The organism is Streptomyces sp. JL2001 (assembly GCF_050917515.1).
Taxonomy (GTDB): Bacteria; Actinomycetota; Actinomycetes; order Streptomycetales; family Streptomycetaceae; genus Streptomyces.
In genome coordinates this window covers 36110-57941 of sequence record NZ_CP169421.1, presented here as the reverse complement: position 1 = coordinate 57941, position 21832 = coordinate 36110, and the positions used below count along the sequence as shown (strand labels likewise).

Below are 21832 nucleotides of genomic sequence, written 5' to 3'. Positions count from 1 at the left end.
CCTTGTAACCCCACGGACAGGTTTGCCTTCATGCCGACGCACGAGAACACCGGTCGGACCTCGCCCGTCGAGGTGTTGCCCGATCCGCCTCGTATTGCATGGCGCAAGGAGATGCGTGAGCGAGTTCTGGACGCGGCGTACGAGCTGACCTGTGCCGACGGCTGGGACCGGGCGAGTCTGTCGGCCGTCGCGTCCCTGGCGCAGGTGTCCCGCCCCTCCGTGTACAAGGAGTTCGGCACACGCACGCGTCTCGGCCACGCGCTGGTGACCCGCGAGACCCGACGACTCCTCGACGGCGTCGCGGAGACCCTGACTGCCGCGGACCGGGACCCCCGGGGCGCGCTCGCGAGCGCCTTATTGTTCGTTCTCACGGCGGCCGAGCACAACCCCCTGCTGCGGGCCGTCGTCACCGCCGCCCGCCGAGGTGCGGACAGCCTGCTGCCCTGCCTCACCGCGCGCGCCGACCCGCTCTTCGACGCGGCACAGCACCTGCTCCGGGCCTGGCTGGCCGAACGCTTTCCCACCCGGGGAGAGGAGGACCTGGACGTGGTCACCGACTTCGTGGTGCGGACGGTCATCAGCCACTTCGTCCTCCCCACCTGGCCGCCGGAGGTGGCCGCGGGCCGTCTGGCCCGGGTCGCGTTCAGGATGCTGGGGGAGACCTGAGCATCGTTCTTCAGCTCTGTCCCAGAACACGGGCCGGGAGTGCGGCGACGCGGTCGGCGGTCCTGGCCAGGGACAACTCGTGGAAGCCGGCCAGCCGCGTGTGCCGAACGTCGCGGAAGGGGGTGATCCACCGTTCTTCCAGGTGACCGGGGCCGAAGTACACGCCCAGGATGGCGCCCGCCGTCGCGCCGTAGCTGTCAGTGTCGTTGCCCTGGCTGACCTGCTTGCAGATTCCGTCGCCGACGTCCGTGGCGAAGCGCAGGGTGTTGATCAGCGTCCCGCTCTCCTGGAAGACGCGGCAGTGGCCGTACTCGGCGTACCGGCCGTGAATGGCGCGGTAGCCCTCCACCCAGTCACGGGCCCCGGCCACCAGTTCCAGCGAGTCGCTGACGACGGCGAAGAAGCGGCTGCGCTGCGGTACGTACCGCAGCGCGGTGGTGAAGATCTCCATTGGACCGCCCGCGGTGAAGGCGGCGGAGATGGCGGCCGCGGCGAACATCGCGCCGTAGATGCCGTTGCCCCGGTGGGTCAACGACGCGTCGCGCCAGCTGAGTTCGGCGGCGAGTCCGGGACGGCCGGGGCAGGCGTACCCGTAGGCGTCGGCACGGATCATGGCTCCGAGCAAACTGCTGCCGGCATCCGGGAACGCATTCGCGAGCTGGGCTTTTCCGGAGTAGCGACGGTTTCGCTACGTGTAGTCGGTCGGCCAATGCGTGGACCATTGATAGACGTGCACCGCAACAGAGGCCGACAATGCTGACTTATGAACGTCAAGTGAGGCTGGCTATCAACCAAGGGCAGGTCGTCCACTATCGAGTCAAGTCGTTGTACGACGGACCTCGAACTGTGCCCTACGGTTTTGAGATATACGCATCTGGCAGGAGTCCAGACGGATCGCCTGGTGTCGATATCCCAAATGTGGTGGTTCCTGACAAGTTCTACGGAATCAATACTGGGCAGTGGCATAATTTGGGCCACGTGTCGAACCCAGGACCCGTCCCTGTGCGGGGTACAGATGAGTGGAACCGATGACGAGTGAGGGGTCCCGCATGACAGACTACAGCGCGCAACTCTCTGAAGTGCTGGAACGGTTGGGGAATGGGGGTGATCGCCTTGACTGGGGATCTGTCGAGGTCGAGTACGGCGTGCGTTTTCCGCAGGACTATGTTGATTTCGTTGCGAGGTTTGGCGATGGGTCGATCGAAGAAACGTTGTGGGTGGCTATTCCCGCGCCTGCTTCGGATCTGGCTGCCAGGAGGGTGGATAGGGTCCCTGAGGAGGTAATTGAGTTTCCGGAGGCTAATGAATGGGCTGACGCCAGGGCGGCCGAGAAATATCGACTGGAGGACTTGCTTGTTTGGGGCGAGACCGATGAGGCGGATATATTGTGCTGGATCGCAGAGGAGTCAGATCCGGACAGGTGGCCCGTGGCTGTTTTCTCTCGTAGTGACGCAGTATGGCGGGTTTACGAATGTGGAATGAGTGAATTCATTGTGAGGCTGCTGCGTGCGGAGTTTGACCCCTGCCCCATTAGCACGCGTCGCCTGTCCGGCTTGTCGCGCCCGCGTTTTCTTCATACGCGGGAGGAAATGCGGTTGAGGGAAGCGGGCGTAAACCCGTGGCTGCAGCGGTAAAAAAATGCTTCGCTGTGAGTCCTTTTCTCTTGCCGGACAGCCACAGCAGCTCTGATCTGATGTTCCGTGACTTGGTTTGGACAGATGAGAGGAATGAGGGAACGCGTCTGACCAGGGGAGTTTCGAGCGGTGTCCGCAGCTGAAGGGGTGTGACCTGCGGCTCCGTTGAAGGGGTGGGATTCTCGTAGGTGTCGCGGGAATCCCATGCGATCGCCTCACTGTTTGTACAGGTCAGAGGTGTAATGAGGGATAGTCGAGTCTACTGCTCAGGTGGTGGCGCTGATGTTCAGGCGTAGGGGGTGTGGTCAGTCGTCGAACCACACGATGAGGCGCACGTTGTCGTCGCCGTGCTGTGCGGCGAGTGTCTTCATGGCTTTCCAGACGGGTTGCCACTCGCCGGTTTCGCGGACGGCGTCTCGACGGCGGAGGGTGACTGAGCGGTAGAGCGTGTCTCCGACGAGCCACTCACTTCCCTCGGGCCACTCGCGCGCTTCGCCTTTTTCGACACCGACAGCCTCGGCGAATGCAGGACTCCAGGAGGACTTGCCTGTCATCCTGAGCCCGTCCGGGGTCTGGTGGTACTCGTGGAGCCGACTGTCGGGCTTCTCCGCCCGCTCGTCCCAGTCGACCGCCTTGACCTCAGCCCAGGTGATCCACGTGATGCCGTGGAAGCCGTCCTCGCCGTACCACTCGGTCAGCTGAGCGAACCGCGCACTCACGGTAGCCGAGGCGTCGGCGGGCAGTCCCCGGGATGGAGCCAGGGGCTGGAAGTTGGCGTAGTTGCGAACCCCGAAGAGGCAGCCGAACGCATCGTAGTTACGGATGTCGTTGAGGGAGTCGAGGTCATGTGCGGCGTACCAGGCTGCCTCCCCATCCTCCTGCGGCGCCCGATATTCGAGAAAGCCGCTCATGTCTGTACCCATGCCGGACATTCTGCTGCCCCCGTCAAATGGTTTTGACGGCCCACCGGCCGGCAAACCGCAGGAACCGTACGAGCAGTCCGAGCGGGCTCACGAGACGTCACAGCAACAGCGCCGGACACCGCGGGACACCTGTCGAAGTCGACTGCCGCGAAGGCCGATGCCCACTGCAGCGGCATCACTTTGCCGAGAGAGTCCATCGACACCGGGGGCGCACACAGTCTCGCGAAGGCATGGGTTTCGCCTGCCAGCAACAGGGGGGAAATCCCCAAGCCACCGCACCCCGGGTGTGACTATTGTGCCGGCGGGAGTCCACCCCGACCGCCCCAATCCGAACCGCCCCATCCCGGCGGCCTTCCCGACCATCCCGAGGGAGTTGACTCATGCTGACCACCGCTCATCCGCCGTAGGTACCTCCGGAAAGCCCGGAGGGTCCCTACGGAGGCTCTCGATGTCTCGCACCGTCCGCACCCATCCCAGACAGCTCCGCATCCATGAGGGCGTATCGCAGGCCACGATGTCCTTGTACGACTTTCGCTACACGAACGCTGAACTCGCCCGAGCCGCACGCGAAGGCCGCCGCCCCACCCCGGTCAAGACACTGCACCAGGTGACTACCTGGCAGCAGATGGCACTCGACTGCAGAACAGCCTCGTACTCCACCGAGATCACCACAGCCGAGGCCCGCGCTCGACTCCAGACCCGACTCGACGCCCAACGGGTCCGCGGACTGCACCACGCCGGCCACGACCTTGCCGACACCGACATACCGCCGACCCGACACCGCCACGGCGCGCTCTGGAACGCCTGGTAAACGCGAAGCACCCACGAAGAAGAGCACGACCATAGACTCCAAGCGCCTACCCCGACGCATCGATCATGCCAGAAGAACGGGACTCGACCAGTGAGAGTAGAAATCGACGGGACCCGCGTCCGCACCCAAGCCGACCTGCACCGACTGCTCGCCGGCGCCCTGGATTTCGGCCCCTACTACGGTGCGAACTTGAATGCCCTGTGGGACCGGCTGACCACCGATGTGGAACGGCCTGTCGACTTGGTGTGGCGTCACAGTGAGACCAGCCGTGCCCTGATGGGGAAGGAAGAGTTCACTCAGGTCCAGGACCTGCTCCTGGAAGTTCAGAGACAAGATGAGTCCTTCGACCGATCAGACCGCTTCACTGTCCTCTTCCCCTAGAGCGTGTCTCTTTGATCGGTTGGTCAGTTGATCAGATGTGTCCGTTCGGTTAGTGATCACTGATGCGATGTGGGACCGGATCGAGCCGTTGATGCCGGCCGACCCGGTCCGTGGTCGGCGGTGGGTCGATCACCGTCGAACCTTGAAGGCCACCGCGTGGAAGTACTGCACCGGCTCGCCTTAGCGGGACCTGCCGACGAGCTCGGTTCGTTCCAGACCGCCCATAAACGGCTGATCAGGTGGGCCGTGGAAGGCACCTGGGAACGCATCTTGACCGCGGTCCTGGCAGCGGCCGAGGGTGCTGACAACATCGGCTGGACCGTGTCGGTGGACTCCACCGTCTGCCGGGCCCACCAGCACGCCGCCAGGGCCAGGAAAAAGGGGCTCCAGGCCGGGCCCAACCCGACGACCATGCGCTCGGACGTTCCCGCGGCGGCCTGATTAATAAGGTCCACCTCGCCAGCGACGGCCATGCGCGCCCCCTGGCCCTCCACGTCACCACAGGCCACGCGGGCGACGCCCAGCCTTCGAGAGCGTCATGGCCGGCATCCGTGTTCCGCGAAGCGGTCCCGGAAGACCGAGGACCCGACCCGACCCGATGCTGTGCTGGCGGACCGCGCGCGTACTCATCCCGCGCGATCCGAAATCACCTCCGCCGACGTGGAATCCGCGCTGTCGTCCCCCAGCCGTCCGACCAGATCGGCCACCGGCCGCGGCGAGGCCGCGACGGAGGCCGCCCACCGGCCTTCGATGCCGCGGCTTACAAGCAGCGCAACGCCGTCGAGCGGTGCATCAGCCGACTCAAGCAGTGGCGCGGCCTGGCCATGCGAACGGACAAGCTCGCCATCGCGCACCAGGCCGCACTCCACCTCGCCGCGATCCTCATCTGGACCGCCGCTTGACCGCTGAAGCACCTTGCCCGCAAAGATGGCCGCATGGACGATCTTGTGGAGTTCCTCGTCGCACGTATCATGGACGACAACCACGCCTATGCCTACGTGGCCGGCACCCTGGGCGGCGAGGCTCTTCTCGACAGCCATCTCCCCATGCTCGACCTGATCGAGCAGCTGGGGCACGACTACAAAGCCATGGACCCCTCAGACTCCCGCTCGGCCGGCCTGGCATACGCGCTGCGAGTCCTTGGCCAGTCGTACGCCGAGCGCCCCGCCTACCAGCAGGAATGGCGCCCATAGCCTTTCAAGGAGACAGGCCCTAGTCGACCCCCCGCGCGCGGGGATGGTCCGGACCTGGCCAAGGACATCTGGAAGGCGTGGGAGTCGGCCCCGCGCCTGCGGGGATGGAGCCAGCGGCGGCGGATGAGCCCCATCCATGGTGCGGCCGCGCCAGGCGCGGTGCGCGGTCCGTGCGGGTACTGGCTGTCCCTCTCGCCGTCCAGTCGACGACAGGGGCGGAGGACGGCGAAAGGGTTGGGAAGCACCGTGGGCCGGTCGTAACCGGTCTCCTACCCGGCTGCGACCTGTCGACCACCCGGAGCCGGTCACCGCAGCCACGGCCGACGGCCTCCTCCCCGCCCTCGCAGACCTGCTGGCCCGCACCGCCCGCCGCACCTTGGAAGCCGGCGTCCTGCACGGGCACCGCGAGACGGAGGAGGAACTCCCCCTGCTCAGAGGCCGAATCCACACCACGGCCCAGCTCCGCCGTACCGGCCAGTCCGTCATTCCGACCGCGTGCACAGCCCCCCGCAGGGTGCACCCAGATGCCATGACCTTCCACCCATCCGGCGCTGACGACGGCCCGCCGCCGGGCGCGATGGTGGGCCGTCATGCGGATACCGGCCGGGATGGACGAGCGGCCGGGCAGGAAGGCGGACGACGTGTCGTCACGAGACGTGTGCGCATCCCGACGTCACGCCGGTGGGGCCGTTCGGGTCCGCACGCGGGTGTCGGGTCCATTCGAATCGAATCGACGATCCGGACGCTCGTGCGAGCGAGGCCCGGTGACGGCGCCTGTCGCGCGGTTCCCGGCGCGATCGGGTAATCAGGAGCGGTGAGCAAGGACGCGACCGACCCCTTCGTGCGTGTGCGGGGCGCCAGTGAGAACAACCTGCGGAACATCGACGTCGACGTTCCGCGGGACGCGATGGCCGCCTTCACCGGCGTCTCCGGGTCGGGCAAGTCCTCGCTCGCGTTCGGCACGCTCTACGCGGAGGCCCAGCGGCGCTACTTCGAGTCCGTGGCACCGTACGCCCGAAGGCTGTTGCAACAGGTCGGTGCCCCGCACGTGCAGGAAATCACCGGGCTGCCACCGGCCGTGGCCCTGCAGCAGCGACGCGGGTTGCCCAGCTCGCGCTCGACGGTCGGCACCATCACCACGCTGTCCAATCTGCTGCGCATGCTGTACTCCCGCGCCGGCACCTATCCGCCCCGGGCCGCACGGCTGGAAGCCGAGTCGTTCTCACCCAACACCGCGGCCGGCTCCTGTCCGGAGTGCCACGGCCTGGGCGTCGTACACGACGTCGCCGAGGACCTGCTCGTCCCGGACCCCTCGCTGAGCATCCGCGAGGGGGCGATCGCCGCCTGGCCGGGCGCCTGGCAGGGAGCCAACCTGCGCAGTGTCGTGAGCGGCCTGGGGATCGACATCGACCGACCGTGGCGCAGGCTCAGGAAGAGAGACCGGAACTGGCTGCTGTACACCGACGAGCAGCCCTCCGTGTACGTCGAGCCGGAGGAGGACCGCGTCGACTACGGCTACCAGGGCAAGTTCTGGAGCGCCCGCAAGCACGTCATGCACGTCCTCGCCGACTCCGAGAGCGAGAAGATGCGCGAACGCGCGCTCCGGTTCGTCAGGAGCGTGCCCTGCCCCGAGTGTCACGGCAGCGGACTGCGGCCCGAGGCGCTCGCCGTGACCTTCGCCGGACGTTCCATCGCCGAGATCAACACGATGCCGCTCACCGAGGTCGTGCGGCTGCTGCGGCCCGTCGCGGAACGGTCCGAGGCCGACGCCACCACCTCGACCGCCCGATCCGGGGAGACGACCGAGGTCGCGGTCCGGATCTGCGGCGATCTGGTCGCACGGGTCGACGTCCTGCTCGACCTGGGCCTCGGATATCTCAGCCTCGGGCGCCGCTCGACGACCCTGTCGCCCGGCGAGGCGCAGCGCCTGCGGATCGCCACCCAGCTGCGCTCGGGGCTGTTCGGCGTCGTCTACGTCCTCGACGAACCCTCCGCGGGCCTGCACCCGGCCGACGTGGAACCGCTGCTGGACGTGCTGGAGCGCCTCAAGGCGGCGGGCAATTCGCTGTTCGTCGTGGAGCACGACATGGACGTCGTACGGCGGGCGGACTGGGTGGTCGACATAGGCCCCGGCGCGGGCGAGGGCGGTGGCCGCGTGCTGTACAGCGGCCCGGTCGCCGGTCTGGAGCGGGTGGCGGAGTCCGCCACGAGTCAGTACCTGTTCGGGCGCGCCAAACCGCTCGATCACCGCCCGCGCACACCGCAGGGCTGGCTGCACCTGAGGGGCGTGTCCCGCCACAATCTGCACGACGTGTCCGTCGACGTACCGCTGTGCGTGCTGACGGCGGTGACGGGCGTGTCGGGTTCCGGAAAGTCGACGCTGGTGACGCAGGTGCTCGCCGAGGTCGTCCGCAGCCACCTCGGACTCGTACCGGAGGGGCCTGATGAGGCGCAGCTGGTGGTTGACGTTCAGGACGCGTCGGGGGTCGAGTCGTTCGACCGGCTGGTCCGGGTCGACCAACGGCCCATCGGCCGAACTCCCCGTTCCAACCTGGCCACGTACACGGGGTTGTTCGACGCGGTGCGCAAGCTGTACGCGGCGACGGACGAGGCCAAGGCGCGCGGCTACTCGGCCGGGCGGTTCTCCTTCAACGTGCCCGAAGGACGGTGCGAGACCTGCCAGGGCGAAGGATTCGTCGCGGTGGAACTGCTCTTCCTGCCCGGCACCTACGCACCGTGCCCGACCTGCCAGGGCGCCCGGTACAACGCCGAAACGCTGGAAGTCACCTACCGCGGCAAGAACATCGCCGAAGTGCTGGGGTTGTCCGTCGACGCCGCCGCCACGTTCCTGACCGCCGTCCCGGCCGCCTCCCGCAGTCTGGAGACGTTGCGCGAGGTGGGACTGGGGTACCTGCGGCTGGGGCAGCCCGCGACGGAGCTCAGCGGTGGTGAGGCGCAACGCGTCAAACTGGCCACCGAACTGCAGCGAGCCCGCCGCGGCCACGCGCTCTACCTGCTCGACGAGCCGACGGCGGGGCTGCACCCCTCCGACGTCGCGCTGCTGCTGCGACAGCTGCACCGGCTCGTCGACGCCGGCAACACGGTCGTCCTCGTCGAGCACGACCTGGACACGATCACCACCGCCGACTGGGTCATCGACCTCGGGCCGGGCGGCGGCGACGCGGGCGGGCGGGTGGTCGCGGCAGGCCCGCCGGCCAAGGTGGCGAGAGCCCGCCGCAGCGCCACCGCGCCCTACCTCGCGGCCCGGCTCGCGCGCTCCTGACGACGGCGCTGGGGCTGAGCGCCGGTCAGCCGGGTTCGGGGCCGGCTTCGACTCATCACGCGCCGAGGTCAGCCCTCCCCAGCCGGCCGTACGGCTCGTGCCCCAGCCGTACGGCTCCTGCGAATCGATCTCCTCGCTGCCAGCGGACCAGGTATGCATGTGTCGAATGGTGATCAATCTGCTGTATCGCGCTCAACGATGCCGGTTTCCTGCCTGTTCGCCCAGCACGATCTTCCACACTCGGGTCGCCACCTGGAGGTTGAGCCGGTCCTCGACGTTCGCGAGGTCGTTGCCGCTGATGTTGCGGATGCGCTGGAGCCGATAGCGCAGCGTGCTGCGGTGGATCGCGAGGGACTCGGCGGTCTCGTCGTAGTTGCCGCCGCAGTCGAAGTACTGGGACAGCGTCTCCACCATGGCCGTGTGGTGCCGTGAGTCGTAGTCGATCAGCTGCCCGAGCCACTCGTGGACGAACGTCTCCAGTTCCCGGTAGTCGTTTCCGGGTCCCAGGATGCGGTAGAGCCCCAGCTCGTCGAAGAACGTCGTGCCGTAGTGCTCACGGGAGTGGCGGCGCACTTCCAGGGCGCGCTGCGCCTCCTCGTAGCGGTGGGGGATGCCGTCCAGGGAGTCGCAAGGGGCGCTCACCCCGATGGCCCCGGACCGTGTGCCCGTCTCCCGGGCGAGCGCCTCGTACAGTGCGCGGGCATGCGGCCTGTCGTCGGCGACCAGGACCACGTGGTCGGAACGCCGGGTCAGCAGCGAGTGCATACCCACGGCAGAGGCCGCCGGCCCACGGTCTGCGCGAAGGAACCGTCCGCGGCCCGGTTGGACCACCGCACCACGACGACATAGTGGCGGCGGTGCAGGTCGTGTCCTACTGCCTCGGACCGGGCGTAGGCGCTCGCCTCGTCCGTCCCTGCCAGGAGGTCGTCGGCCAGCTCGCGGTGCAGCTTCGACTCCACTTCGGCCAGATTGCGCAGGTGCGCCAGCTCCGGGGCGAGTGACGCGGCGCCGTCCTCCAGCGCGCGCAGGGTGTGCTCGTCGGCCTCGCGCCGGACGTCGACCAGGGCCAGCACGCCCAGGATCTCGCCGTGCGGGCGGACCAGGGTGACCAGCCGGTCTTTCACTCGCACCGGCCCGGCCTGACGGCCGACGGCGTACAGCATTTCGTCCTGGCGCACGGGGTCGGGTTCGGGATAGGGGTCGGGGCGGTCGGGGCCGGTCCAGGACCTCAGCCGACCGAAGCGGTCCTCGACCAGCGCGGGGAGTCCGGTGAGCCCGTGCAGTGCGCGGGTGATGGCTTCCTCGCCGCCGCCCGAGGCGGCGACGTCGGCCATGAGCGCGTGAACGGACCGCTGGTACCCCATCTCGGCCACGACGGAGATCAGCTGCCCCTGGAGGGCTGTTCGCTGTTCCCTCAGCCGGTGCAGTTCCAGCGCGTCCTCGCGCTGGCGGCGGTGTGCGAAGGCGAGCGACAGTGCGGCGGCGGTGTGCCGTACCAGCGTCGCGAGCAGGGACCGCTCGGCCTCGGTGGGCCGGGAGCGGGAGGTCACCACGAGGTAGCCGTGGAGCCGCTCAAGCCCGCGTAGCCCCAGGGCCTGGCCCCTGGGGCGGCCGGGCACGGTCACAGGGCCGTCCTCCCCGGCCAGCTCCCGCACCCTCCGGTCCACGGCCATGGCGTGGACCTGCCCGTTCTTCGGGCTGGGGAGCAGGGCGCCGTTCACCGTGAGGTATCCGGCCTCGGCACTGTACGGCCCTGCGGCGGCTACGTGGTCCATGGCCAGGCTCAGGATCTCGCCTTCGTCCAGGGTGGCGAACAGGGCACTGGAGAGCACCATCAGATCGTGGGGGGCATGGTCGGCCGGGGTCGGAGTGGGTGGGCGGGGCCCTCGCCGCGCGGCCGTGGGGCGCCACCCGCTGCCGCGGGGTGGGCGGGGCCCTCTCCGCGTCCGCGCGGCCATGAGGAGCCGCCCGCCGCTGCCCCGCGGAAGGCTGCTCTCCCGGTCGCAGCGGCGGAGGTACAGGTCGTGCGCCCGGCTGCTGGCCATGGGATCACTCCGTTCTCTTCGAGCCTACAGCCGGGCGGTGGTGCTTGGCCGGGGCGGCTCGTACGAGATGTTCGTCTTCGTCCTCTCGTCCTCTCGTCCTCTTCTTCCTCTCGTCCTCGTGGGGCGACCGGACTCCTGCGTTTCCGTCTTGCCAGGCGCAGGCGTGGAGCCACTGGGCCCGCCACCCTGGGGAGTGTTCGAAACCGTGCGCACCGGTAGGAAGGGCCGGGCGGCTACCGAGCAGCTCCGCAGGCCGGTTGCCTCGTACAAGACGTACGGGGAAGCCGCAAGCGCCGTTGACCACCTCTCCGGCCACGGGTTTCCCGTGGAGAGGGCCCCGGTGTCCTGCTCGGGTCGCTGTTCGGCCTGGTGAACCGGCTCTACCCCGTCGTCTCCGCCCTGCTCCTCGTCGAGGAGGTCTCCGACGAGGAGCAGGGCTGATCGGCGGGCTGGAGACCACTGGCAGAGGTCCCACCCGTACCTGAACGAACGTGATCCGGACAGTCGGCGCAGGCGCCGTACCGGGAGGAGTTCCTCATGGCCAAGGCAGTGGGCATCGACCTGGGCACCACCAACTCGGTGATCGCCGTGTGGGAGGGCGGAGAGCCATCCGTCGTGCCCAACAGCGAGGGCAACCGCACGACACCGTCCGTGGTGGCCTTCACCGATACCGGGGAACGTCTGGTGGGCCAGCTGGCCCGGCGCCAGGCGATCCTCAATCCCAAGGGCACCATCTACTCGGCCAAGCGGTTCATCGGCCGGCATTTCGACGAGATCTCCGACGAGGCCAGGGCGGTGGCGTACGACGTCGTCGAGGGCGACGGCGGAGCGGCCCGGTTCAAGGTGCGCGACAAGCTGTACGCGCCTGAGGAGATCAGTGCGCAGGTGCTGCGCAAACTCACCGACGACGCCTCCAAGCAGCTCGGGGAGCGGATCACGGAGGCGGTCATCACGGTGCCCGCCTACTTCAATGACGCCCAGCGCACCGCCACCAAGGACGCCGGACGGATCGCCGGCCTGGAGGTGCTGCGGATCATCAACGAGCCGACGGCGGCCGCCCTCGCGTACGGCGTGGACAAGAAGGAGCACGAGACCGTCCTCGTCTTCGACCTGGGCGGCGGCACCTTCGACGTGAGCATCCTCGACGTCGGCGACGGCGTGGTGGAGGTGCGCTCCACCGCCGGCGACAGCCACCTGGGCGGCGACGACTTCGACCGGCGCCTGGTGGACCACCTCGCGGACGACTTCCAGAAGGAGAACGGCATCGACCTGCGTCAGGACGCGCAGGCGCTGCAACGCTTGTTCGAGGCGGCGGAGAAGGCCAAGACCGAGCTGAGTTCGGTGACGCAGACGCAGGTCAGCCTGCCGTTCATCACCGCCGACGCCTCCGGGCCCAAGCACCTCACCGACTCGGTCATGCGGTCCACGTTCGAGCAGATCACCGGCGACCTGGTGGAGCGCTGCCTGGGACCGGTCCAGCAGGCCATCGCCGACGCCAAGGTCGGCGAGAGCGACATCGACGAGGTCATCCTCGTCGGCGGATCCACCCGCATCCCGGCGGTCCAGACTCTGGTCCGCCGGCTGACCGGCGGCAAGGAACCCAACATGAGCGTCAACCCCGATGAGGTCGTGGCCCTTGGTGCCGCGATCCAGGCAGGGGTGCTCAAGGGAGAGGTCAAGGACGTCCTGCTGCTCGACGTGACCCCCTTGTCGCTGGGCGTGGAGACACGCGGCGGAGTGATGACGAAGATCATCGAGCGGAACACCACCATCCCGGTGCGCCGCAGCGAGACCTTCTCCACCGCCGAGGACAACCAGCCGGCCGTCGACGTGGTGGTCCTCCAGGGCGAGCGCGAGCGGGCCGCCGACAACCGGGTGCTGGGCCGGTTCCAGCTCACCGACATCCGGCCGGCGCCGCGGGGCGAAGCCCAGATCGAGGTCACCTTCGACATCGACGCCAACGGCATCCTCGACGTCAAGGCCCGCGACCGGGACACCGGCAAGGAACAGGGCATCACCATCAGCGAGAGCTCCAACCTGGACCGCAGTGAGGTCGAACGCATGGTCCAGGAGGCCGAGAGCAACCAGGGTCAGGACAAGGCACTCCGCGAGGCCGTCGACGCCCGCAACGAACTCGACGCCATCGCGTACCAGGTCGAGAAGCGTCTCGCCGAACTGGGCGACGCAGCGCCCGCGCACGAGAAGGCACGCGGCGAGATGCTCGTGGCGGACGCCCGTGCGGCGGTCAAGGAAGAGGCGGGCGTCGAGCGGGTGCGGCCCCTGACCTCCGAACTCCAGCAGGTGCTCGCCGGGCTGGCGGCCCACCAGGGCGCCGCCGCTACGGGCGGAGGTGCCGCCCAGGACGCCGCCACCGGCGGTCCCACGAGTGGCGGTGGCGGAGACGATGATGTCATCGACGCCGAGTTCGACAAGGGCTGAGGCGCGCCATGCCCACCTACCCCCAGGAACCCGACCGGGCCGCTTCGGATCCGGTCGACCCGGTCCCGGAAGGCGCCGGACGCCCCCCTCGCGGGGATCTGCCTCAACCGGGCCCGCCCCGGCCCGGAGCGGCGGACGGCGAACCGGGACCCGATGCCGCCGGCCCCGCGCCGGCCGAGGACGAGTACACGACCGCGATCCAGGAACTGGAGGACCGCTGGCGGCGCGCACTCGCCGACCTCGACAACCTCCGCAAGCGTCACGCCAGGGAACTGGAGCGCGAACGGGCGGTGGAGCGGTCCCGCACGGCGGCAGCCTTCCTGCCCGTCCTCGACAACCTCGAACTCGCCCTGACCCACGCGGGCGCCGATCCGGGCGCGATCGTGGAGGGCATCCTGGCCGTACGCGACCAAGCGGTGAACGTCCTCGCACTGCTCGGCTACCCGCGGCACGCGGAGACCGGAGTCCCCTTCGACCCGGCCCGGCACGAGGTGGTCGGCGTCGTCCAGGACCCCGACGCCCCACCGGGCACGGTCGTCGAGGTACTGCGCCCCGGCTACGGGGACGGCGAGCGGCAGCTCAGGCCCGCCGCCGTGACCGTCGCGAAGCGGGAGTGACCGGTCATGGCGCGGGACTACTACGAGGTGCTCGGGCTGTCGCGGTCCGCGAGCCAGGACGAGATCCAGCAGGCATATCGCAAACTCGCCCGCAGGCACCACCCCGACGTCAACAAGGACCCCGGGGCGGAAGAGCGCTTCAAGGACCTCAACGAGGCGTACAGCGTCCTGTCCGATCCCAATACCCGAGCCCGCTACGACCGCTTCGGCGAGGATTTCCGCAAGATCCCGGAGGACTTCGACGAACGGGTCGCGGCCGGAGCGGGCGGCGGCTTCCGCGGTCGGACGACCGGGGGCGGGGGCGGTCCTCGGGTCCGCTACACCGGCTTCGGAGACGACTTCGGAGCGGAGGGCATCGATATCGAGGACCTGCTCGGATCCATGTTCGGAGCCGGCGCCGCCCGAGGGGGCGTCCCGGGAGCGGACCAGGAGGCCGAACTGGCGCTCACCGTCGAGGAGGCGTACCGAGGCGGCCGTCGCACCGTCACGCTCGCCGGTCCCACCGGGCAGCCGCGGCGGTACGAGGTCGACGTGCCGCCGGGCGTCACCGACGGGCAGCGCATCCGGCTGGCGGGCGAGGGCGGCCGGGGCAGTGGTGACGCCGCCCCGGGCGACCTGTACCTGCGCGTGCGTATCCAGCCCCACCCCCGGTTCCGGCTGGACGGCCGCGACGTGCACGTCCAGGTCCCGGTGGCCCCCTGGGAGGCGGCCCTGGGTGCGACCGTGCCGGTGCCCACCCCCGGCGGCGGCACTGCGAAGGTCACGGTGCCCGCCGGCTCGTCCAGCGGGCGGCGGCTGCGGCTGCGCGGCGAGGGCATGCCGAACCCGCGCGGCGCGAACGGCGACCTGTACGCCGAACTCCGCATCGTGGTGCCACCCACCCTCGGCGACCGGGAGCGCGAACTGTTCGCGGAGCTCGCCGCCGCCTCCTCGTACGACCCCAGGAGGACGTGATGAACGAACCACGCGCGGAAGCGTCAGGCCCCGGCCGGGCCGGCGTCGGCAACCGTCCGGTACGCACGGGCGCCGACTCCACCGCTTCGACGGCCGTGCGGTACGCGCTCGTGCCCGCCCCCAGGCTCTCCCTCGACGCCGTGGCCCGTCGCTCGGGCCTCCACCCCGAGCTGATCCGGCGGTTCGTCGCCCTCGGCCTGATCGACGCCGAACGCGACGCCGCGGGGCACCTGGTGTTCGACCCCACGGCCCCGGCGGTCCTCGCCCGCATCCAGCGGCTGCGCACGGGACTCTGCCTCAACTACGCATCCATCGGCCTGGTGCTCGACCTGCTCGACCGCATCAGCCTGCTCGAAGCCGCCCTGCGCGGCCGCGGCACGAGGAGTGAAACACCCCCATGGACATGAACCGTCTCACCCAGAAGTCCCAGGAAGCCCTCCAGGAGGCCCAGACCTCGGCCGGCCGCATGGGGCACACCGAGGTCGACGGGGAACACCTGCTGCTCGCACTTCTCGATCAGGAGGACGGCCTGATCCCGCGGTTGCTGGAGCAGGTCGGCAAGGAGCCGAAGGGACTGCGCGAGGCCGTGCGCGAGGAACTCTCCCGTCGCCCGAAGGTCACCGGCCCCGGCGCGGCGCCCGGCCAGGTCTTCGTGACCCAGCGCCTCGCCCACCTGTTCGACGCCGCCGAACGGGAGGCCAAACGCCTCAAGGACGAGTACGTGTCCGTGGAACACCTCCTTCTCGCCCTGGCCGAGGAGAGCTCGTCGACCGCCGCCGGGCGACTACTCAAACAGGCCGGCATCACCAGGGACTCGTTCCTGAGCGCGCTCACCCAGGTCCGCGGCAACCAGCGCGTCACTTCCGCCAACCCCGAAGTGGCCTACGAGGCTCTGGAGAAGTACGGACGTGACCTGGTCCTCGAGGCTCGGTCCGGGCGGCTGGACCCGGTCATCGGCCGTGACGCGGAGATCCGCCGCGTCACCCAGATCCTCAGCCGCAAGACCAAGAACAACCCCGTCCTCATCGGCGACCCCGGCGTCGGCAAGACCGCCATCGTCGAGGGCCTGGCCCAGCGCATCGTCCGCGGCGACGTCCCCGATGGCCTGCGCGACAGGACGGTGTTCGCCCTGGACATGGGCTCCCTGGTCGCCGGCGCCAAGTACCGCGGCGAGTTCGAGGAACGCCTGAAGGCCGTACTGTCCGAAGTGAAGGCCGCCCAGGGGCGCATCCTGCTCTTCGTCGACGAACTCCACACCGTCGTCGGCGCAGGAGCAGCGGAAGGCGCCATGGACGCGGGCAACATGCTCAAGCCGATGCTGGCCCGCGGCGAACTCCACATGATCGGCGCCACCACCCTCGACGAGTACCGCAAGCACATCGAGAAGGACGCCGCCCTCGAACGCCGCTTCCAGCAGGTCCTGGTCGAGGAGCCCAGCGTGGAGGACACCATCTCCATCCTGCGCGGACTGCGCGAACGCCTCGAGGTCTTCCACGGCGTGAAGATCCAGGACACCGCGCTGGTCTCCGCGGCCACCCTCAGCCACCGTTACATCACCGATCGATTCCTGCCCGACAAGGCCATCGACCTCGTCGACGAGGCGTGTGCCAGGCTGCGTACCGAGATCGACTCGATGCCCGCCGAACTCGACGAGATCACCCGCCGCGTCACGCGGCTGGAGATCGAGGACGCCGCCCTGTCCAAGGAGACCGACCCCGCCAGCAAGACACGACTGGAGGAGCTGCGCAGGGAACTGGCCGACCTGCGCGGCGAGGCCGACGCCAAACACGCCCAGTGGGAGGCCGAACGGCAGGCGATCCGCCGCGTGCAGGAACTGCGCCAGGAACTGGAACAGGTCCGCCACGAGGCGGAGGAAGCCGAACGCGCCTACGACCTCAACCGCGCCGCCGAACTGCGCTACGGCCGCGTGCAGGACCTGGAGCGCCGACTCGCCGCGGAGGAGGAGCAACTGGCCGCCAAACAAGGGCAGAACCGGCTGCTGCGCGAGGTCGTCACCGAGGAGGAGATCGCCGAGATCGTCGCCGCCTGGACCGGCGTCCCCGTCGCCCGCCTCCAGGAGGGCGAACGCGAGAAGCTGCTGCGCCTCGACGAGATCCTTCGCGAGCGCGTCATCGGCCAGGACGAGGCCGTCAAGCTCGTCACCGACGCCATCATCCGCGCCCGCTCCGGCATCCGCGACCCTCGCCGCCCCATCGGCTCGTTCATCTTCCTCGGCCCCACCGGCGTCGGGAAGACCGAGCTGGCCAAGACCCTCGCCCGGACCCTGTTCGACTCCGAGGAGAACATGGTCCGCCTCGACATGAGCGAGTACCAGGAGCGGCACACCGTCAGCCGGCTCATGGGCGCTCCGCCCGGATACGTCGGCTACGAGGAGGGCGGCCAGCTCACCGAGGCCGTACGCCGCAAGCCGTACTCGGTCGTCCTGTTCGACGAGATCGAGAAGGCGCACACCGATGTCTTCAACACGCTGCTGCAGATCCTCGACGACGGTCGCATCACCGACGCCCAGGGCCGCACCGTCGACTTCCGCAACACCGTGATCATCATGACGTCCAACATCGGCTCCGAGCACCTCCTCGACGGCGCCACCGCCGAGGGTGAGATCAAGCCCGACGCCCGTGCCCTGGTGATGGGCGATCTGCGCGGGCACTTCCGCCCGGAGTTCCTCAACCGGGTCGACGACATCGTGCTGTTCAAGCCGCTCGGTGAGATGCAGATCGAGCGGATCGTGGAGCTGCAGTTCGACGAGTTGCGACGGCGGCTCGCCGAGCGCCGCATCACCGTCGAACTCACGGACATCGCGAGGGAGCTGATCGCTCACCAGGGCTACGACCCGGTGTACGGGGCCCGACCGCTGCGGCGCTACATCTCCCACGAGGTCGAGACGCTGGTCGGGCGCGCCCTGCTGCGCGGCGACGTCCAGGACGGCGCTACGGTGCGCGTCGACGCCGAGCACGGAGAGCTGGTGGTCACCTACGACCAGCAGGAGGGCGTCCGGGAAGCGAGGGCGGCGTGAACACCATCCGGACGACGACGGTGACCTGCCCGAACTGCGGGCGCGGCAACCGGATTCCCGTGGCCGCCGAGGGACGGCCCCGATGCGGCCACTGCAAGCAGCCCCTGCCCTGGGTCGTCGACGCGGCCGACGACGACTTCGCCGAGGTCGCCGACAACGCCACGGTGCCCGTCGTCGTCGACCTCTGGGCCACCTGGTGCGGTCCCTGCCGCATGGTCAGCCCAGCCCTCGAACAGGTCGCCCGGGACCTCGCCGGACAGATCAAGCTCGTCAAGGTCGACGTCGACCAGAACCCACGGCTCAGTCGGCGGTTCGAGGTGCAGGCGGTGCCGACCCTGCTCGTCCTGGAGCAGGGCGAGACGCTCGCCCGGCAGGCCGGCGCGGCACCCGCGCACGTCCTGCGCTCGTGGGTCGAGCAGGCGATGGGGGGCCGGCATACCACTGCGGGAGGGTGAAGACGACGGTGCTCAGGAAGATCGTCGGCCGCGGCCGATCAGGCCCATTCACGGAAGGAGAACTCTCATGGCCACGATTGTCGACCCACACCTGGCGATGGTTCGCTCAGTGACGCCGCGTACCCCGGAGGGCTGCGAGGAGTGCCTCAGGGTGCAGTCCCCGTGGGTGCACCTGCGCCTCTGCCTCACCTGTGGTCACGTGGGCTGCTGCGACTCCTCCCCCCTCAAGCACGCCAGAGGGCATGCGGGGAGCGCCGGTCACCCCGTCGTGCAGTCCTTCGAACCGGGAGAGAACTGGCGCTGGTGCTACGTCCACGAGGCTCTGGTCTGATGAGCACGGCCGAGCACGAGAATGGTGCGGTCCGCGAGACACCGGACCGGTACGGGGCGTTCCCGCGCCTCACTCCGGAGCAGCTCATGGACCTGAGCGCGCACGGTGAGCGCCGCAGGACCGCCGAGGGAGAGGTGCTGTACCGCGAGGGCGAGCCGTTCCGGGAGTTCCTCGCGATCCTCAGCGGGACCGTCGAGATCCTCCACGACCAGGGCGGCCCCGAGGAGCGGACGGTGGCGGTCCACGGACCCGGCAGGTTCCTGGGCGAACTCGGTCTGCTGGAGGGCCATGCGGCTTTCGACACCGCCGTGGTGCGCGAGGCCGGCGAGATCCTGGCCGTACCGGTGGAGCGGCAACGCGCCCTGGTCGGCAGCGACCCCGTCCTCGGCGACCTGATCCTCCGCGCCTACCTGGGCCGCAGGTACCTGCTCATCGGCCTCGGCGCCGGCTTCCGGATCCTGGGGTCGTGCTACTCACGGGACACGCTGCGGCTGCGCGAGTTCGCCGCCCGCAACCGGCTGCCCCACCGGTGGGTGGATCTGGAGAGGGACAAGGAGGCTGAGGCGCTGCTGCGCCGGTTCGCCATCCGTCCCGAGGAGACACCGGTGGTCCTCTGGCAGGGCGAGCGGCTCCTGCGCAATCCGAGCAACGCCGAACTCGCCCGGCTCATCGGGCTGCCCGCCCCGTCGCCCGCGGACGAACGGTGCGATGTCATGGTGGTCGGTGCGGGCCCCGCGGGACTCGCCGCCGCCGTGTACGGTGCCTCCGACGGTCTCACCACGGTCACCGTCGACGCCGTGGCCACCGGAGGCCAGGCCGCGACCTCGTCCCGCATCGAGAACTATCTCGGCTTCCCGTCCGGCATCTCCGGGGGAGAACTCATCGAACGTGCGGTCCTCCAGGCCCACAAGTTCGGCGCCCGCCTGATGGTGCCGGCGGAGGTCAGCGCGCTCACCCCGCAGGACGATGAGTACCTCGTCACGTTCACGGACGGGTCCCGGGCCCGGGCCGGCGCCGTGGTGCTCGCCTCGGGCGTGCGGTACCGCAGGCTCGAAGTGCCCGGCATCGACCGCTTGGAAGGCATCAGCGTCTACTACGCGGCGACGGTCCACGAGGCCGGCCTCTGCCGGGCGGACCCGGTCGCCGTGGTCGGCGGCGGGAACTCCGCCGGGCAGGCGGCGCTGTTCCTCGCCCACCACGCGTCCGAGGTCCACCTCCTCGTCCGGGGCGGCGACCTCAACGCGGACATGTCGCGCTACCTGGTGAACCAGGTGGAGCAGCACCCCAAGATCGAGGTGCTGCTCCACACCGAAGTACGGGGCGTCGCCGGGGAGGAGCAGCTGGAGTCGCTGACGGTGGAGGACAACGCAAGCAAGGAGCGCCGTGAGCTGCAGGCCGCGGCGCTGTTCGTGTTCATCGGGGCCCGGCCGCGCACGGAATGGCTCAAGGGCGTGCTGGCCTTGGACGGGAGGGGCTTCGTCCTGACCGGCGCCGACGCCCGGGCGGTGGCCGACGCGAACCGGTGGGCCTCGCTGGGCCGCGAACCGATGCTGCTGGAGACGACGCTTCCCGGGGTCTTCGCCGCCGGCGACGTCAGGAGCGGCTCGGTGAAGCGGGTGGCCTCGGCGACCGGTGAAGGCGCCATGGCGATTCGTCTCGTGCACGAGCACCGCGAACGTAGGGGAAACCTGGTCACCGCCGACTCCGAGGGAGGTCGGCCGGTAGCGGGCGGGTCCGTGGCCCCGCGCTGACCCTGCCCCTGACGGACCGCACAGGTGGCCCGACCCGTAAGAACAGCGTGTCACCGCGGCTTCGCCTCCACCTCGGGGCATCCTGTGAACCCCTGCAATCGCGGAGGGCAGCCGAGGAGGATGGTCCGGTCGTGCGGGTGTCGTCGCAGGGCGTTACGGTCGTGGCTCTCCTGGCGGATCCGGACGCGCCCACGGACATCGCGCAGCGCATCGCCCGGATACTTCCTGATCGGCTCGCCGAAATGGCGGGCCAGGGGCGTCGGTTCGACGTCAGGGTGGTCAGTGAGCCCTTCACCTCAGGGACCGAGGACCCGCCCACCTTGATGCGCCGGATCATGGACCGAGGAAGTGCGGAGAACTGGGACATCGTGGTGGCCCTCACCGACCTTCCGCTGCACTCACACGGGCGCAAGATCGTTGTCGATCTGAGCCACGAACACGGCTTGGCGCTGCTGTCCCTCCCTTCCCTGGGGGGCTTGCGGCTGCAGACGAGGGCTCGGCGGGCCGTGGAAGAAGCCGTGCTCGGCCTGGTGGGGCCGCAGGCCACCGGGGCGGAGGGGCTTCCGCGGAGTCAGCCGCTTCCGCGCCCTTTTGCCGGCCGGCTCGCGCCTGTCCATCGGGGCCAGGTCGGTGACGAGGAGACGGCGGATCTTCGATACGTCGTCAGCGGGCCGCGCGGCTACCTGCGGGTGCTCGTCGGTATGGTCCGCGCCAACCGGCCTTGGCGGTTGGTATCGGGCCTGTCGAAAGCCTTGGCGGCCGCACTCGCCACGGGGGCCATCGCCACCCTGGACTCCACCACCTGGAGCCTCTCCGGGGCCCTGAGCGCGCCACGCCTCGTGATCGCCATGGTCGGGTCCGTCGGGCTCATGATCGGCTGGCTGATCGTGGACGGGGAGCTATGGCATCGATCGACAGAGGGCTCGCCTGAGGCGAGGCAGACGGCGCGGCTCTACAACACCTCGACGGTCCTCACCGTCGGTATCGGGGCGCTCGTCTGCTACGTGGGTCTGATGGTCGTCAACTTGGTGTGGGCGCTGTTCATCCTCAACGACCGGGTGTTCGCTTCCATGACAGGAACCCCGCTGCACGCCACGGAGTACTTGACGTTGTCCTGGTTCGTCGCTTCGGTCGCCACGGTGGCCGGCGCGCTGGGATCAGGCTTGGAGAGCGACGAGGCGATCCGCGCGGCCGCCTACTCCACGCGCGAGAAGGAACGTCGCCACCTGCTCCAAGGCGACCACGGTGACCAGCCGGTGACCTGAGTCGGAGATGCGTCGGTGCTTGGTGGTCGTCCGGGTCCGAAGATGCC

At 69.3% G+C, this 21832-nt stretch carries 19 protein-coding genes and 1 pseudogene; 17 read left to right on the top strand and 3 right to left on the bottom strand.

The genetic code is table 11. From position 1 onward, the window contains the following. The first annotated feature begins 111 nt into the window (after window positions 1–111). Window positions 112–666, top strand: a complete 555-nt coding sequence (locus ACE1OA_RS00285) for a TetR family transcriptional regulator (RefSeq protein WP_432751954.1) — start codon at window positions 112–114, stop codon at window positions 664–666. Window positions 667–676: 10 nt separating this feature from the next. Here the strand turns inward: ACE1OA_RS00285 and ACE1OA_RS00280 are convergent, their stop codons facing one another. Further along, window positions 677–1279, bottom strand: a complete 603-nt coding sequence (locus ACE1OA_RS00280) for an ADP-ribosylglycohydrolase family protein (RefSeq protein WP_432751953.1) — start codon at window positions 1277–1279, stop codon at window positions 677–679. A gap of 436 nt (window positions 1280–1715) precedes the next feature. On the opposite strand from ACE1OA_RS00280, the gene ACE1OA_RS00275 reads away from it, so the two are divergent. Then, entirely contained in the window at window positions 1716–2300 is a 585-nt protein-coding gene (locus ACE1OA_RS00275; protein WP_356603882.1) for an SMI1/KNR4 family protein, read from the top strand. 305 nt (window positions 2301–2605) lie between these two features. Here the strand turns inward: ACE1OA_RS00275 and ACE1OA_RS00270 are convergent, their stop codons facing one another. Then, window positions 2606–3223 (bottom strand): hypothetical protein, encoded by a 618-nt coding sequence (locus ACE1OA_RS00270; RefSeq protein ID WP_432751952.1) that lies wholly within the window; start codon window positions 3221–3223, stop codon window positions 2606–2608. Window positions 3224–3830: 607 nt separating this feature from the next. On the opposite strand from ACE1OA_RS00270, the gene ACE1OA_RS00265 reads away from it, so the two are divergent. The 6 genes from ACE1OA_RS00265 (at window position 3831) to uvrA (ending at window position 8891) form a co-directional block, all read left to right on the top strand. Continuing rightward, a complete protein-coding gene (locus ACE1OA_RS00265) occupies window positions 3831–4034 on the top strand; it encodes a hypothetical protein (RefSeq protein WP_432751951.1) in 204 nt (67 codons plus the stop codon). A 90-nt stretch (window positions 4035–4124) separates the two neighbouring features. Next, window positions 4125–4415 (top strand): barstar family protein, encoded by a 291-nt coding sequence (locus tag ACE1OA_RS00260; protein ID WP_432751950.1) that lies wholly within the window; start codon window positions 4125–4127, stop codon window positions 4413–4415. 67 nt (window positions 4416–4482) lie between these two features. Beyond that, window positions 4483–4599, top strand: a complete 117-nt coding sequence (locus ACE1OA_RS00255) for a hypothetical protein (protein WP_432754018.1) — start codon at window positions 4483–4485, stop codon at window positions 4597–4599. A gap of 130 nt (window positions 4600–4729) precedes the next feature. Continuing rightward, window positions 4730–5317, top strand: coding sequence for an IS5 family transposase (locus ACE1OA_RS00250; RefSeq protein ID WP_432754017.1), 588 nt, complete (start codon window positions 4730–4732; stop codon window positions 5315–5317). A 144-nt stretch (window positions 5318–5461) separates the two neighbouring features. Beyond that, complete coding sequence (locus ACE1OA_RS00245; RefSeq protein ID WP_432751949.1) at window positions 5462–5608, top strand: DUF6221 family protein; 147 nt, start codon at window positions 5462–5464, stop codon at window positions 5606–5608. Window positions 5609–6422: 814 nt separating this feature from the next. Continuing rightward, window positions 6423–8891 carry an excinuclease ABC subunit UvrA gene (gene uvrA, locus ACE1OA_RS00240; RefSeq protein ID WP_432751948.1) on the top strand — a complete coding sequence of 823 codons (2469 nt, stop codon included), beginning with the start codon at window positions 6423–6425 and terminating at the stop codon, window positions 8889–8891. Between the two features lie 192 nt (window positions 8892–9083). Here the strand turns inward: uvrA and ACE1OA_RS00235 are convergent. Further along, window positions 9084–10936 (bottom strand): annotated as a pseudogene (locus tag ACE1OA_RS00235) (PucR family transcriptional regulator). Window positions 10937–11473: 537 nt separating this feature from the next. Here ACE1OA_RS00235 and dnaK point away from each other — a divergent pair. From dnaK to ACE1OA_RS00190, 9 genes are all read left to right on the top strand, one after another. Further along, window positions 11474–13375, top strand: a complete 1902-nt coding sequence (gene dnaK / locus ACE1OA_RS00230; RefSeq protein ID WP_432751947.1) for a molecular chaperone DnaK — start codon at window positions 11474–11476, stop codon at window positions 13373–13375. An 8-nt stretch (window positions 13376–13383) separates the two neighbouring features. Next, the gene (locus tag ACE1OA_RS00225) at window positions 13384–13992 is read left to right on the top strand and encodes a nucleotide exchange factor GrpE (RefSeq protein WP_356603930.1); all 609 of its coding nucleotides are present in this window, start codon (window positions 13384–13386) and stop codon (window positions 13990–13992) included. Between the two features lie 6 nt (window positions 13993–13998). Further along, a complete protein-coding gene (locus ACE1OA_RS00220) occupies window positions 13999–14946 on the top strand; it encodes a DnaJ C-terminal domain-containing protein (RefSeq protein WP_432751946.1) in 948 nt (315 codons plus the stop codon). Continuing rightward, window positions 14946–15353: a chaperone modulator CbpM gene (locus tag ACE1OA_RS00215; RefSeq protein WP_356603926.1), complete on the top strand. Its 408-nt coding sequence runs from the start codon at window positions 14946–14948 to the stop codon at window positions 15351–15353. Before ACE1OA_RS00220 ends, ACE1OA_RS00215 begins: the two co-directional genes overlap by 1 nt. Further along, window positions 15344–17983, top strand: coding sequence for an ATP-dependent chaperone ClpB (gene clpB, locus ACE1OA_RS00210; protein WP_384866979.1), 2640 nt, complete (start codon window positions 15344–15346; stop codon window positions 17981–17983). The genes ACE1OA_RS00215 and clpB overlap by 10 nt, the downstream gene beginning before the upstream one ends. Beyond that, the gene (gene trxA / locus ACE1OA_RS00205; RefSeq protein WP_384866977.1) at window positions 17980–18438 is read left to right on the top strand and encodes a thioredoxin; all 459 of its coding nucleotides are present in this window, start codon (window positions 17980–17982) and stop codon (window positions 18436–18438) included. The genes clpB and trxA overlap by 4 nt, the downstream gene beginning before the upstream one ends. A 67-nt stretch (window positions 18439–18505) precedes the next feature. After that, window positions 18506–18769, top strand: coding sequence for a UBP-type zinc finger domain-containing protein (locus ACE1OA_RS00200; RefSeq protein WP_356603920.1), 264 nt, complete (start codon window positions 18506–18508; stop codon window positions 18767–18769). Further along, window positions 18769–20520, top strand: coding sequence for an FAD-dependent oxidoreductase (locus ACE1OA_RS00195; RefSeq protein WP_432751945.1), 1752 nt, complete (start codon window positions 18769–18771; stop codon window positions 20518–20520). The genes ACE1OA_RS00200 and ACE1OA_RS00195 overlap by 1 nt, the downstream gene beginning before the upstream one ends. A 131-nt stretch (window positions 20521–20651) precedes the next feature. Continuing rightward, window positions 20652–21785: a hypothetical protein gene (locus ACE1OA_RS00190; RefSeq protein WP_356603916.1), complete on the top strand. Its 1134-nt coding sequence runs from the start codon at window positions 20652–20654 to the stop codon at window positions 21783–21785. Window positions 21786–21832: the final 47 nt, after the last annotated feature.

Bases quoted from the DNA above. Each gene is read 5' to 3' on its own strand.
- ACE1OA_RS00200 (WP_356603920.1), top strand. From the start codon at position 18,506: ATGGCCACGATTGTCGACCCACACCTGGCGATGGTTCGCTCAGTGACG.
- ACE1OA_RS00225 (WP_356603930.1), top strand. From the start codon at position 13,384: ATGCCCACCTACCCCCAGGAACCCGACCGGGCCGCTTCGGATCCGGTC.
- ACE1OA_RS00255 (WP_432754018.1), top strand. From the start codon at position 4,483: ATGTGGGACCGGATCGAGCCGTTGATGCCGGCCGACCCGGTCCGTGGT.
- clpB (WP_384866979.1), top strand. From the start codon at position 15,344: ATGGACATGAACCGTCTCACCCAGAAGTCCCAGGAAGCCCTCCAGGAG.
- ACE1OA_RS00285 (WP_432751954.1), top strand. From the start codon at position 112: ATGCGTGAGCGAGTTCTGGACGCGGCGTACGAGCTGACCTGTGCCGAC.
- ACE1OA_RS00245 (WP_432751949.1), top strand. From the start codon at position 5,462: ATGCTCGACCTGATCGAGCAGCTGGGGCACGACTACAAAGCCATGGAC.
- ACE1OA_RS00220 (WP_432751946.1), top strand. From the start codon at position 13,999: ATGGCGCGGGACTACTACGAGGTGCTCGGGCTGTCGCGGTCCGCGAGC.
- ACE1OA_RS00270 (WP_432751952.1), bottom strand. From the start codon at position 3,223: ATGGGTACAGACATGAGCGGCTTTCTCGAATATCGGGCGCCGCAGGAG.
- dnaK (WP_432751947.1), top strand. From the start codon at position 11,474: ATGGCCAAGGCAGTGGGCATCGACCTGGGCACCACCAACTCGGTGATC.
- ACE1OA_RS00280 (WP_432751953.1), bottom strand. From the start codon at position 1,279: ATGATCCGTGCCGACGCCTACGGGTACGCCTGCCCCGGCCGTCCCGGA.
- ACE1OA_RS00275 (WP_356603882.1), top strand. From the start codon at position 1,716: ATGACAGACTACAGCGCGCAACTCTCTGAAGTGCTGGAACGGTTGGGG.
- ACE1OA_RS00215 (WP_356603926.1), top strand. From the start codon at position 14,946: ATGAACGAACCACGCGCGGAAGCGTCAGGCCCCGGCCGGGCCGGCGTC.
- ACE1OA_RS00195 (WP_432751945.1), top strand. From the start codon at position 18,769: ATGAGCACGGCCGAGCACGAGAATGGTGCGGTCCGCGAGACACCGGAC.